The sequence below is a fragment of the Streptomyces griseus subsp. griseus genome, assembly GCF_003610995.1.
Lineage (GTDB): Bacteria > Actinomycetota > Actinomycetes > Streptomycetales > Streptomycetaceae > Streptomyces.
On the sequence record NZ_CP032543.1, the window covers coordinates 3,506,806 to 3,519,216 of the forward strand.

At 71.3% G+C, this 12,411-nt stretch carries 12 protein-coding genes; 4 read left to right on the top strand and 8 right to left on the bottom strand.

The genetic code is table 11. The annotated features are described in order from the left end of the window. Positions 1-20 precede the first annotated feature (20 nt). The 4 genes from D6270_RS15615 to D6270_RS15630 all read right to left on the bottom strand — a co-directional run bounded on the left by D6270_RS15615 (position 21) and on the right by D6270_RS15630 (position 4,053). Positions 21-1,094, bottom strand: coding sequence for an SRPBCC family protein (locus D6270_RS15615; protein ID WP_109164858.1), 1,074 nt, complete (start codon positions 1,092-1,094; stop codon positions 21-23). 71 nt (positions 1,095-1,165) lie between these two features. After that, positions 1,166-2,764 (bottom strand): polyamine aminopropyltransferase, encoded by a 1,599-nt coding sequence (locus tag D6270_RS15620; protein ID WP_109164857.1) that lies wholly within the window; start codon positions 2,762-2,764, stop codon positions 1,166-1,168. 92 nt (positions 2,765-2,856) lie between these two features. Next, positions 2,857-3,378, bottom strand: coding sequence for a DUF2617 family protein (locus tag D6270_RS15625; protein WP_109164856.1), 522 nt, complete (start codon positions 3,376-3,378; stop codon positions 2,857-2,859). Between the two features lie 351 nt (positions 3,379-3,729). Next, positions 3,730-4,053, bottom strand: a complete 324-nt coding sequence (locus tag D6270_RS15630; protein ID WP_109164855.1) for a hypothetical protein — start codon at positions 4,051-4,053, stop codon at positions 3,730-3,732. Positions 4,054-4,212: 159 nt separating this feature from the next. Between D6270_RS15630 and D6270_RS15635 the strand changes: the two genes are divergently transcribed. Beyond that, the gene (locus D6270_RS15635) at positions 4,213-5,376 is read left to right on the top strand and encodes a pyridoxal phosphate-dependent aminotransferase (protein ID WP_109164854.1); all 1,164 of its coding nucleotides are present in this window, start codon (positions 4,213-4,215) and stop codon (positions 5,374-5,376) included. 91 nt (positions 5,377-5,467) lie between these two features. Here the strand turns inward: D6270_RS15635 and D6270_RS15640 are convergent, their stop codons facing one another. Next, complete coding sequence (locus D6270_RS15640; protein ID WP_109164853.1) at positions 5,468-6,019, bottom strand: YbjN domain-containing protein; 552 nt, start codon at positions 6,017-6,019, stop codon at positions 5,468-5,470. A gap of 152 nt (positions 6,020-6,171) precedes the next feature. Then, positions 6,172-8,757, bottom strand: a complete 2,586-nt coding sequence (gene clpB / locus D6270_RS15645) for an ATP-dependent chaperone ClpB (RefSeq protein ID WP_109164852.1) — start codon at positions 8,755-8,757, stop codon at positions 6,172-6,174. A 176-nt stretch (positions 8,758-8,933) separates the two neighbouring features. On the opposite strand from clpB, the gene D6270_RS15650 reads away from it, so the two are divergent. After that, the gene (locus tag D6270_RS15650; protein ID WP_109167423.1) at positions 8,934-9,335 is read left to right on the top strand and encodes a pyridoxamine 5'-phosphate oxidase family protein; all 402 of its coding nucleotides are present in this window, start codon (positions 8,934-8,936) and stop codon (positions 9,333-9,335) included. 118 nt (positions 9,336-9,453) lie between these two features. Here the strand turns inward: D6270_RS15650 and D6270_RS15655 are convergent, their stop codons facing one another. After that, entirely contained in the window at positions 9,454-9,774 is a 321-nt protein-coding gene (locus tag D6270_RS15655) for a Rieske (2Fe-2S) protein (protein ID WP_015609572.1), read from the bottom strand. A gap of 363 nt (positions 9,775-10,137) precedes the next feature. On the opposite strand from D6270_RS15655, the gene D6270_RS15665 reads away from it, so the two are divergent. Continuing rightward, entirely contained in the window at positions 10,138-11,142 is a 1,005-nt protein-coding gene (locus tag D6270_RS15665) for a helix-turn-helix transcriptional regulator (protein ID WP_109164851.1), read from the top strand. Between the two features lie 150 nt (positions 11,143-11,292). Beyond that, entirely contained in the window at positions 11,293-11,880 is a 588-nt protein-coding gene (locus tag D6270_RS15670) for a helix-turn-helix transcriptional regulator (RefSeq protein ID WP_391040797.1), read from the top strand. 71 nt (positions 11,881-11,951) lie between these two features. On the opposite strand, the gene D6270_RS15675 is transcribed toward D6270_RS15670, so the two are convergent. Further along, on the bottom strand, positions 11,952-12,410 hold the full coding sequence (locus tag D6270_RS15675; RefSeq protein WP_109164850.1) for a heat shock protein transcriptional repressor HspR: 459 nt from the start codon (positions 12,408-12,410) through the stop codon (positions 11,952-11,954). Between the last annotated feature and the right edge of the window lies 1 nt (position 12,411).

Genomic DNA, 12,411 nt, shown 5'->3' on the forward strand with positions numbered 1-12,411 from the left:
ACGACCCTACTGGCGGTGCCTCACCTGCGGCGCCGCAACGCCCTGCCCAGCACCACGGCGGAAGCCAGCGCGAGGGCGGCGGCCGGGGCGACCCAGCGCAGGGTGGTGCCCGCCCCGCCCGCGTCCGGCGAGGGCACGGGGGCGTACCGGCCGCGCGGGGGCGCGTGGTCGACCTCCTCCGCGCTGCGGCCGATCATGGTGCGACGGGCGTGCGCGGCCTCGGCGGGCGGCTCGTCCGGAACGGTGAACTCCACTCCGGCGACGGGGTCGAGGGCGGGCGGGGGGACGGGCGAGTCGAATACGGAGGCGGGCTCGGCGGGTTCGCCGGACCCAGCGGGTTCATCGCCGGCGTCCGTACCGGCAGAGGCCGCCTCGCCGACGGCACCCGTACCGGCAGAGGCCTCGTCACCGGACGGCGCATCACCGGACGGCGCATCACCCTCCGACTGGCTGCCCGACGGCTCGCTGCCGGGCCGCTCACCGCCCGGCACACCGCCCCCCGCCCCCTCGACGTCCCCCTCCAGCCCCTCCGCCGACACGTCCTCCGCGCCGCCGTCCTCCGAAGCACCGCCATCCACCGCGCCGCCGCCCTCCGGGCCGCTCTCCGGCGCAAGGCCGTCCTCCGCGCCGCCCTCCGCCGACACGCCACCGCCCCCCTCACGCGCGGCCAGCGTCTCGGTCACAAGCTGCTGGGTGAAGCGGTCCAGGAGCCGCTGGGCCGCCGCGAGCGCCGCGCCCTCCGCCAGCTCGGCCAGGCGGCCGTCACCGCTCGCCGTGCCGCTGTACACGAGGGTCGTCCCGCCGTCCGTCTCCGTGAGGGCGATGGTCAGGGCCAGCTTCACCGCACCGGTCCCCCGGGCCTCCACGCCCTCCCCGGTGAGCGAGTAACGCGGGCCGGGACCGGAGAGCTTCAGCTCGCCCCGGTAGGTGATGGTGTGGCCGCCGGCCCGGAACTTCAGCCGGCCCGCCAGCGGCGCGGCCGCCGCGTCGGCGTCCTGCTGGATCCCCGGTACGCAGCGGGCGACCCGGACGGGGTCACCCAGCGTGCGCCGCAGAGCCGGGACCGGGACCGGGACGAACACCTGATGCTCCATAGCTCCCGAGCCTAATCGCCCCCGGCCGGCACGTCAGGGCTTCCCCCCGCCCGACCCGCACGCCTCCACCTTCACGCCTCCTCCCAGTAGCGCGGGTGGATCAGCGTGGACGGCACCTGCCCCGGCAGCCGCAGCCGGTCCGCCGCCCGGGCCCCGTCCCGTAGCTCCGGCGCCCTCAGCGACCGCAGTGCGGGCGCCCCGGCGGCCAGCCCCGGCTCCCCCACCGCCCCGGCCGCCGCGAGGAGGAAGCCCCAGTCCTCCGGGGGCCGGTCCCCGGAGCCGAGCCGGTCGGGGCTGGCGGTGAAGCCGGAGGGGCGGCCCGGGATGCGGTACGGGCGGGTCGCGAGGCCCACCGCCCGTACCGAGGCATCCACCGTCCAGAAGGTGTGCGGCCGGACCACCGGCGGGCCCGCGTGGACCACCAGGCGCCCACGGGGGGCCAGGGCCTCGGCGATCAGCCCGTAGAACTCGGCGGAGTACAGCTTCGTACTGGCCGTGACCCCCGGGTCCGGCAGGTCGGAGATCACCACGTCGTACCGCTGGTGGTCGGCCCGCAGCCAGGTGAAGGCGTCCGCGCCGACGGCGGTGAGGCGCGGGTCGCGGTAGACGTGGCCGTTGAGCCCGGAGAGCGCGGGGTCGGTGCGGGCCAGCCGGGTGACGGCGGGGTCGATCTCGACGACGGTGACCGAGCGGACGTCCCCGTAGCGGAGGACCTCACGGGCGGCGAGCCCGTCGCCGCCGCCCAGGATGAGGACGCGGGCGCGGGGCCCGTCCATCGCGGGGTGGACCAGCGCCTCGTGGTAGCGGTGCTCGTCGCGGGCGCTGACCCTCAGCCGGCCGTCCAGGTAGAGGCCGAGGGAGTCGCGGTCGGTGCCGGTCAGGACCACCTCCTGCACCCCGGTCTGCACGGCGACCCGCACCTGGTCCCCGTAGACCGCCCGCCGCGCCGCCCGCTCGAAGTCGTCGACCAGGACCGTGGCGGTGGCCAGGACGGCGATGACCGAGACGTTGGCAGCCACGAGGAGCCAGCGCGAGCGGGGGGTGAGGTCGCGCCGGAACACCCACAGGACCAGCGCCCCGCCGGCCGCCGCGTTGACCGCGCCGGTGAGGAGCGCGCCGGTGAGCTGCCCCAGCATCGGCAGCAGGAGGAAGGGGAAGGCCAGCCCGCCGACGAGCGCGCCCACGTAGTCGGCGGCGAAGAGGTCGGCCACCGCGCCGCCCGCGTCCTGCCGGTCGACGCGCTGGATCAGCGTCATCAGCAGCGGGATCTCCGCCCCGATCAGCACCCCGATCGCCAGCGAGAACCCGACCAGCGCGTACTGCGACTCGCCGAGCCAGGCGAACGACGCGTACAGCACGAGCGCCGAGGAGCCGCCGATCAGCGCGAGGGCCGCCTCGATCAGCCCGAACCCGACGGCGGCGTGGCAGCGTAAACGTTTCGCGAGGAGGGAGCCGATACCCATCGCGAAGACCATCACGGAGAGCACGACAGAGGCCTGGGTGACCGAGTCGCCGATCAAGTAGGAGGCGAGCGCGACCAGTTCCAGCTCGTAGACCAGGCCGCAGGCCGCGCAGACGAAGACGGCGGCCAGCACGAGGAACCGGCCGGTCCTCGGCCGTACGGGAAGCCGCGCCGCGCCCCCTCGCAGCGACACCTGCTGGTCGATCATGAGGCGAACGCTACGTCACTGCCCCGTCGCTGCTTGTCACCCACAAGGGTGCAAGTGGAGGGCCGGGGGCGCCCGGCCCCCGGCCGGACCCCTCAGACAGCGGTCACGGGGATGCGCACCCCCACCCGGGTCCGGGTGACCACCAACTGCCCCTCCTGCGGGTACGCGTGCCAGGTGCGCCAACGCACCTGGCCCTCGATGCGCTGGGCGAGCATGGCGGTGAAGGCGTACGGGGAGCCGGGGAAGGTGCCCGCCAGGCCGTGCGGGTGATCGCTCACGAGCGCGAGCAGCTCCTGCGCCCGCCCGGCGAACTGCCCCTGCGTCAGGGTCTCGACCCGGGCCGCGAATTCGTACTCCCAGTCGCCGAGCCGCTTGGCGACGCCGAGAGGGAGCGGGGTACTGCTGCCCGGCATACAGGCAACGGTCTCGGAGCAGACTCCGCGGTCCTCCTGGAGGAGGACCTGATGGGAGGCGCCGAGGAGCCTCAACTGGAGCTCGGCGCCACCGAGCTGGAGGTCGAGGACCGCGAGGGCGGGGAGCGGCTCCCGGCCCAGGGTCCAGGCCAGGTCGGCGGCGCGGGTATCGGAGTAGGCCGTCTGGAGGGTGGTGAGCATGGGTCGGCTCCGCAAACACACATGGACACATGGACAGCGGGCGTCCCCTGGGCATGCGCGTGGGAGGAGGGAGCGCCCGATCTGGTCCAACTGGGGTCCGAGGGCTGAATGTTCTCTTCAACGAGGGAATCACGAAGTACGCCGCACTCGCAGCGTTTTTACCCAACTTGACGTGGTTTCCATCCCCCCGGGGGCAGCCCGGTTCAACTGTTCAACCAGTTTCGCCTGCGTGGCTCAACGACAGGGCGCCCGAAGGGAGTTCACCTTCGGGCGCCAGGTGCCGGAGTCACTGTCGGTGACGGCCGTTTCTACGGTTGCGGCGACCGTCACGGTGACGGCCTCACGACCCGGTCAGCTGCTGCCGCCGCAGCCCCCACCGCCGCCGCACGACGAGCCGCCGCCGCAGGAGTGGCCGGAGGAGGAGCCGCAGGACGAGTGGCCGGAGTGGCCGGAGGACGAACCGCAGGACGAGTGGTGGGAGTGGCCGGAGGACGAGTCGCCGCCGCTGTCACCGCCCGCCCACCAGCCACCGCCGCCCGCCCCGCCATCGGCGGCGGACCGGCGCTTGGCGCCCGAGCGGGACGGACCGCTCCTGGTGCTGCTCACCCGCACCAGGAACACCACCAGACCTACCAGGACCCCCACAGCGATCAGCACCGTGATGAAGACACCCATGCCCCTCACCCCTTCTCTTCCCCCGAAGCGCGGTTCCCCCGTCGGTTCCCGGCCTCTCCGTGCGGAGGGATCCCCCGCACGTGACAGGGGGATCCCCCCGGCGCACGCGGCCCAAAGCAGACTTGAGCAACTCCAGAGCTTCAGCGCAGGATGGCGCCCATGACACAGGGACGACCGCTGCTCAACCGCCGCCTCGCCGGGTTCGGTACGACGATCTTCGCCGAGATGTCCGCGCTGGCGGCGCGGACCGGGTCGATCAACCTCGGCCAGGGCTTCCCCGACACCGACGGCCCCGAGGAGATCCGGGAGGCGGCGGTCCGGGCGCTGCGCGCCGGGCACGGCAACCAGTACCCGCCGGGCCCCGGCATCCCCGAGCTGCGCGCGGCCGTCGCCGACCACCAGAAGCGGTTCTACGGCCTGACCTGGTCCCCCGACACCGAGGTCCTGGTCACCACCGGGGCCACCGAGGCGATCGCCGCCGCCGTGCTCGGGCTGGTGGAGCCGGGCGACGAGGTCATCGCCTTCGAGCCGTACTACGACTCGTACGCCGCGTGCATCGCCCTGGCGGGCGGCGTCCGCGTCCCCCTCACGCTGCGCGCCCCCGCCTTCCGCCCGGACCTCGACGAACTGCGCGCCCTGGTCACCCCGCGCACCCGCCTGCTGCTGCTCAACTCCCCGCACAACCCGACCGGCGCGGTCCTCACCCCCGAGGAGCTGAGCGGTATCGCGGCCCTGGCGGTGGAGCACGACCTGCTGGTGGTGACGGACGAGGTGTACGAGCACCTCGTGTTCGAGGGCGCCCACCACCCGATCGCGGCCCTCCCGGGGATGCGCGAGCGGACGGTCTCCATCTCGTCGGCCGGCAAGACCTTCTCGTACACCGGCTGGAAGATCGGCTGGGTGACGGCCGACGCGCCGCTGGTGACGGCGGTGCGCTCGGCGAAGCAGTACCTGACGTTCGTGAGCGGCGGCCCGTTCCAGTACGCGATCGCGGAGGCGCTGAACCTGCCGGACACGTTCTTCACGGAGTTCCGCGAGGGGATGCGCCGCAGGCGCGACCTGCTCGCGGAGGGCCTGCGGAGCGCGGGCTTTCAGGTCCACGAGCCGGCGGGGACGTACTTCATCACCACCGACATCTCCCCGTTCGGCGAGGAGGACGCCTACGCCTTCTGCCGCGCCCTCCCGGAACGCTGCGGGGTCGCCGCCGTACCGGTCTCGGTCTTCTACGACGATCCGGAGGCGGGCCGCAGCCAGGTCCGCTTCACCTTCTGCAAGCGCGAGGACGTGCTGGCGGAGGCGGTGGAGCGGCTGCGGCGGCTCTGACACGACACCCGGTGCCCCGGACACGGCAGCGGCCCGGGAGGTGGTCGTGGTGACCGCCCTCCCGGGCCGCTGCCTTAGCTGGATCGAGGGGTCAGGCGCCCGCGGACTCCGTGCCCTCGGCGTCCGTCCCGCCCTCGGCCGGGGTGAGGCCGAGGCGCTCCACGAGCCACTTGTCGAACTCGATGGAGGCGCGCACCCAGCTCACCGTCGAGGAGACGAAGTGCTCCAGGCTGACGCCGGTGCCGATGAGCATCTGCGCCTCACCGATCAGCCGGACGGAACCCGCCTCGCCCTCCTCGCCCTCGTGGGCGTGGGTGTAGACCTTGGGCCACAGGGTGCGGCGGTTCCAGTCGTCGATGGCGTCCAGGAGGACGGGACGCAGATCGAGGGCGTGCGGGCGGTCGTAGAACGTACGGACCGAGAAGACCTGCTGCTCGTCCTCGCCCCGGAACATGAAGTACGTCCGGAACTCTTCCCACGGCGCGGCGAGGTCGCCCTCGTCGTCGACGACGTACTTGAGCTCCATCTGGTCGAGGAGCTGCTTGACGAGGTCCTGGTCAGGGACGACGGGGCCCTCCGGTCCTGCCGCCTGCGGTTCGGGCTGGCCCCCGAAATTAGGAATCGAGGACGGATCGATGCTCACCGTTATTTCCCTTCGTGCGGTTGGCGGCCATCCTCTCCCATGGCGGGCGGGGCATGGCAAGCCCGCACGGCCCCTATCCGCCACAAGCTGACACGCGGCGGGTGCGGAGAGGGGCCGTACGGGCCGGTTTCCCGGGCTGCCGGGCGGGTGCCTTACGCGGCCGGGCCGACGATCAGGCCGTCCTCGGCCCGGTCCACCCGTACGGTGTCACCGTCCGTGACCTCGCCGGAGAGGATCTCCTTGGCGAGCCGGTCGCCGATCGCCGTCTGGATGAGGCGGCGCAGCGGGCGCGCCCCGTACGCCGGGTCGTTGCCCTCCTCGGCGAGCCAGGCCAGCGCCTCGGGGGTGACGTCCAGGGTGAGGCGGCGGTCGGCCAGGCGGGCCGCCAGGCGGTCGACCTGGAGCTTGGCGATGTGGGCCAGCTCGTCGCCGGAGAGCGCCGAGAAGACCACCAGGTCGTCCAGCCGGTTGACGAACTCCGGCTTGAAGGAGGCCCGCACCACCTCCAGCACCTGCTCCTTCTTGACCTCGGGCTTGACCAGGGGGTCCATGAGGAACTGGCTGCCGAGGTTGGAGGTGAGGACGAGGATGGTGTTGCGGAAGTCCACCGTGCGGCCCTGGCCGTCGGTGAGCCGGCCGTCGTCGAGGACCTGGAGCAGGATGTCGAAGACCTCGGGGTGGGCCTTCTCCACCTCGTCCAGGAGCACGACGCTGTACGGGCGGCGGCGGACGGCCTCGGTGAGCTGGCCGCCCTCCTCGTACCCGACGTAACCGGGCGGGGCGCCGACGAGCCGGGCGACGCTGTGCTTCTCGCCGTACTCGCTCATGTCGATGCGGATCATGGCCCGCTCGTCGTCGAAGAGGAAGTCCGCGAGCGCCTTGGCCAGCTCGGTCTTACCCACGCCGGTGGGCCCGAGGAAGAGGAACGACCCGGTGGGCCGGTCGGGGTCGGCGATGCCCGCCCTGGTCCGGCGTACGGCGTCGGAGACGGCCTGCACGGCCTCGCTCTGCCCGATCAGCCGCTTGCCCAGCTCGGACTCCATCCGCAGCAGCTTCTGGGTCTCGCCCTCCAGCAGCCGCCCGGCCGGGATGCCGGTCCAGGCGCCGACGACGTCCGCGATGTCGTCCGGGCCGACCTCCTCCTTGACCATGGTGTCCTTGGACGCCTCCTGCTCCGCCTCGGCGGCCTCCTCCAACTCCCGCTCCAGACCGGGGATCTCCCCGTACAGCAGCTTGGAGGCGGCGTCGAAGTCGCCGTCGCGCTGGGCGCGTTCGGCCTGTCCGCGCAGCTCGTCCAGGCGCTCCTTCAGCTCACCGACCCGGTTGAGGCCCTGCTTCTCCTTCTCCCAGCGGGCGTTGAGGCCGCGCAGCTCCTCCTCCCTGTCGGCGAGGTCGCGGCGCAGCTTCTCCAGGCGCTGCTTGGAGGCGGCGTCGGACTCGTTCTTGAGGGCCAGCTCCTCCATGCGCAACCGGTCGACGGAGCGCTGGAGTTCGTCGATCTCCAGGGGCGAGGAGTCGATCTCCATCCGCAGCCGGGAGGCGGCCTCGTCGACCAGGTCGATGGCCTTGTCGGGGAGGAAGCGGGAGGTGATGTAGCGGTCGGAGAGGGTGGCCGCGGCGACGAGCGCCGAGTCCGCGATCTGGACCTTGTGGTGGGCCTCGTAACGGCCCTTGAGACCACGGAGAATGGCGATGGTGTCCTCGACGGACGGCTCGGCGACCAGCACCTGCTGGAAGCGGCGCTCCAGGGCCGGGTCCTTCTCGATGCGCTCGCGGTACTCGTCCAGCGTGGTCGCGCCGACCATGCGCAGCTCGCCGCGGGCCAGCATCGGCTTGAGCATGTTGCCCGCGTCCATGGCGGAGTCGCCGCCAGCGCCGGCGCCGACGACGGTGTGCAGCTCGTCGATGAAGGTGATGATCTGGCCGTCGCTCTCCTTGATCTCGGAGAGGACGGTCTTCAGGCGCTCCTCGAACTCGCCGCGGTACTTCGCACCCGCGACCATCGCGCCGAGGTCCAGCGAGACGAGCCGCTTGTTCTTCAGGCTCTCGGGGACGTCCCCCTTGACGATGCGCTGGGCGAGCCCCTCGACGACGGCGGTCTTGCCGACGCCGGGCTCACCGATGAGCACCGGGTTGTTCTTCGTGCGGCGCGACAGCACCTGCACGACGCGGCGGATCTCCTGGTCGCGGCCGATGACCGGGTCCAGCTTGCCGTCGCGCGCGGCGGCCGTGAAGTCGGTGCCGAACTTCTCCAGGGCCTTGTACTGGCCCTCCGGGTCGGGTGTGGTCACGCGGCGCCCTCCCCTGCTCGTCTCGAATGCGGCCAGCAGCTTCTTCGCACCGGCACCCTGCCCGTCGAGGATCTCACCGGCGCGCCCGCCCTTCGCGGCGATCCCGATGAGCAGATGCTCGGTGGAGAGGTATTCGTCCCCCAGCTCCTTCGCCCGCTGGGCCGCGTCCTGGATGACGGCCAGCAGCTCGCGGTTGGGCTGCGGCGGGGCGACGGTGGAGCCGGTGACGCTGGGCAGGGTCCCGAGCAGCCGCTCGGTCTCGCCGCGCACGACGGCCTGGTCGGCCTCGACGGCGGCGAGCAGGTCGGTGATGTTCTCGTTGTCCTCGCCCGCCAGGAGTGCGAGCAGCAGATGGGCGGGGGTGAGATCGGGGTGCCCGCCCTTCACGGCCCTGTCGGTGGCCGCGTTGATGGCGTCCCGGCTCTTGTTGGTCAGCTCGGCGTCCACGTGTGCTTACTCCTCCTCGCAGCTGGAACCCGTCCCTTGACGGAAACAACGTGCACAAAGTTGAGTCTATTCCACTCAAGGAAAGAATACGGCACGCCGGCCCTCCGCTCCGAGTGAACGGGCTGCCGGGTCCGCCCGCCACCGCGTCCGCACCCCGCGCCGCCTACGCTTCACCCATGGCAGACGTACGGAACCCCACCCCCGAGTACCTCGCGTTCTGGCGCGAGCGCCACGTGTGCACGCTGACGACGCTCCGCCCCGACGGCACACCGCACGTGGTGCCGGTGGGCGTGACGTACGACCCGGAGGCCGGGGTGGCCCGCGTGATCACCGGCAGGGGCACCCGCAAGGTCGCCAACATCCTGGCCGCCGGCCCGGAGGGGGCACGGGTCGCCGTCTGCCAGATGCACAAGGCGCGCTGGGCGACGCTGGAGGGCGTCGCGACCATCCGGAGCGAACCGGAGGCCGTCGCGGACGCGGAGAGCCGTTACGCGGAGCGCTACGAGCGCACGCCGAGGCCCAACCCGGAGCGCATCGTCATCGAGATCGCCGTCGACCGGGCGCTCGGAAAAGCCTGACCGCGCCCCGCCCGTCCCCCGAACCGGAACAGCACAACGGCGCCACCGTGTTCAGGTCACGGTGGCGCCGCTGTGTGGGGGAAGCGCCTGGAGCGACAGGTGACGACGGGGGAATCGCTCAGGCACTGCGGGGGGTGGCGGAAAGGGGTTCTGACGCGATCAGCTCGTGGTCCCGCTGATCGAGGTTCACAAAGATCATCCCGTACCTGACGGCGCAGCGGACGGGCTGCGGCGCGCCACGGGGGCGCCGGAGACAGCGATAGGCGCGGACGTCCTCGTCCTCTTCCATCACGACGACGATCGGCTCTCCGAACAGGGTGACCATCAACGAGTCGCCACGACGGGGGAGTGCCGTGAGCAGATCGATGAAATGCCACCCTGAGCGATAGGCGGTTGCCATCTCGCGCCGGAAGGTGCGGTCGTCCGGCGGCGTGGTCATGCTCGGTCCTTTTCGGTCGGGGCGAAGTCCCATGCCCTGTCGGCGAGGTGGGCCGCTTCCGCGTTCACCCCTGTCTGACGGGCGGGGACGGTATCCCAAACGACATCACCTGGCTTCGGCGCCGCCTTCGACCAAGCTGCGACTGCCTGATGAGGTACATCGCCCCGGGTCAGGTCCGAGGCACCGAACACCCCGAACGCGAGCCCGGCGGAGAAGGCCACAGCAAGCACCGAGCGAAGCGTTTTGTTACTCATGGTGGGCTTCGTCCTTACTTCCAAGGTTTCCTCTCCCCCGCATCACAAGACGATGGCTCATCAAGGCACGTCAAACCACAGAAACGATGCATCATGTTCCTGCTGATGCATGTTCCTGGGGGGTGGAGAATTGACCACGGATGGGAAAAAAGCGACACATCCCCACTCTGTCAGCACTTTGTGCGACGAGGGGGCACGGCTCTACGCCAGTGCGCTGAGCGTGGGGAAGATAGCCCGCACCGAGGCGGAGGACGCTCCATGCCTGCTGGAGTTCGCCCTGCTGCACCCCGATCCGGACGACCCCACCTGGCTACGGCCCGTGCCGGCGTTCGCGGCCCTCACCCAGCGGCTCCATCCCATCGAGCGCGAGATACAGGAGCGCAGGCGCCTCTCGATCGAGCTCACCAAGGCGTTCGAACCCTTCATGGCCGTCAGCGCCCAGACGCCGCCGATCACCCACGCGATCACCGTCCTCGAAGGCATCGGCCGCATCAACGCCTCCATAAAACTCGCCATGGCCGAGTGCCACTCCGAAGTCCTCACCATCCAGCCCGGAGGCGGCCGCAGCGAGGACACGCTGAACATGGCCATGGAGCGCGGCAACATGCTCATGCAGCGCGGGGTGGGCATGCGCACCCTGTACCAGCACACCGCCCGTCATAGTCAGGGAACTCTCAACTACGCCGCGCGCATGGCGGAGAGCAAGATGGAGATCCGCACCCTCGAAGAACTCGTGGAACGCCTCATGATCTTCGACCACACCGTCGCGTTCATTCCGGCCACGGACGACCGAAGCGTGGCTCTCGAACTACGGCACCCGGGCATTGTGAAGTACCTCGCCAAGGTATTCGAGCAGTTCTGGCAACGCGCGGTCCCGCTGCAGGACCAGATCCCTTACGACCCCGTACCGGAAGGGATTTCCGGAGTACGTCATTCCATCGCCAAACTGCTGGTCGAGGGCCATGTGGACGAGGCCATCGCCCGCCGCCTGGGCATGAATGTGCGCACCTGCCGCTCCCACATCGCCAAACTCAGTGCCGCGCTCGGCAGCAACAGCCGGGCCCAACTCGGTTATCTCATCGCGCGGTCAGGAATCCTGGAATCGGATTCCTGACCGCGCGATGAGATCCCCCCGTCCGGGAACCCGTGCGGGGCCGCGCAATGGGGAGAAGACAGCCGACGCCCAGGTGATGCCGAGGAGGTTCCCGGCTCACCGACAGGCCCACACTCCCCGCAGAACTACGCCGGTACCCCCGTCAACTTCTTGCACCGCATCCAGCCCGGCAGCGACCGCCCGGCCGGCGTCCTCCAGGAGGGCGTGGCCAACGCCCACACCGCCGTCCGGCGCGACGCCAGGATCCGGCACATCTACCAGCACCCGGCCCGCTACAGCGGCACCGTCAGGGACTACCTCTCCCAGGTCCCGGCCCAGCACCTCCAGGTGCGCACCACCGATCTGACCGTCGGACGGCTGATCGTCGACCGGACCGTGGCGTACCTCCCGGCCTGTGCCGACCGCGACACCGCCGCCCTGCGGATCAGCCACCCCGCCCTGGTCTCCTACCTGATCCAGGTGTACGAGGCCCTCTGGGCCCAGGCCGTCCCCCTGGCCGAGAACCACCGGACGACCGCCCCCGGCGCCCCGGTCACCGCCGTCCAGCACAGCATCGCCTGCCTCCTCGCCGAAGGCCACGTCGACAACGTCGTCGCCCGCACGATGGGCATCAGCGTCCACACCTGCCCATCCCACATCGCCAGACTCGTGCAGGCCCTCGGCGCCGCCAGCCGCACCCACCTCTGCGCGCTCCTCGTCGAGTCGGGCATCGTCGGGGCCGGTCAGGGCGGTACGTGAGGCGAACACGACAGCGGGGCCGGGAAGGCGTCATGAACGCTCTCCCGGCCCCGCAAAGTCCCCGTGGTCCTCTACTGCTCCGTCGGCGGCCTCTTCGGCTTCGGCCGCCACACCACCAGCGCGCTGGTCTGCTGCACGTCCTGGTAGGGCACGAGATCGCGCCGGTACGAGGCGTGCACCTGGGCCTCGCGCTGCTGCATGGCCACCGCCGCGCCGTCCACCGCCGCCGAGAGCTCGGCCACGCGCTGCTGGAGCGCGGTCACCTGGTTCTCCAGCTCGATGATGCGCTTGATGCCCGCCAGGTTGATGCCCTCGTCCTGCGACAGCTGCTGCACGGTGCGCAGCAACTCGATGTCGCGGGCCGAGTAGCGCCGGCCGCGCCCGGCCGTACGGTCCGGGGAGACCAGGCCGAGACGGTCGTACTGGCGCAGCGTCTGCGGGTGCAGGCCCGAGAGCTGGGCCGCGATCGAGATCACGTACACCGGCGATTCATCGGTCAGCTGGTACGGATTGCGTCGACGGCCGTCCATC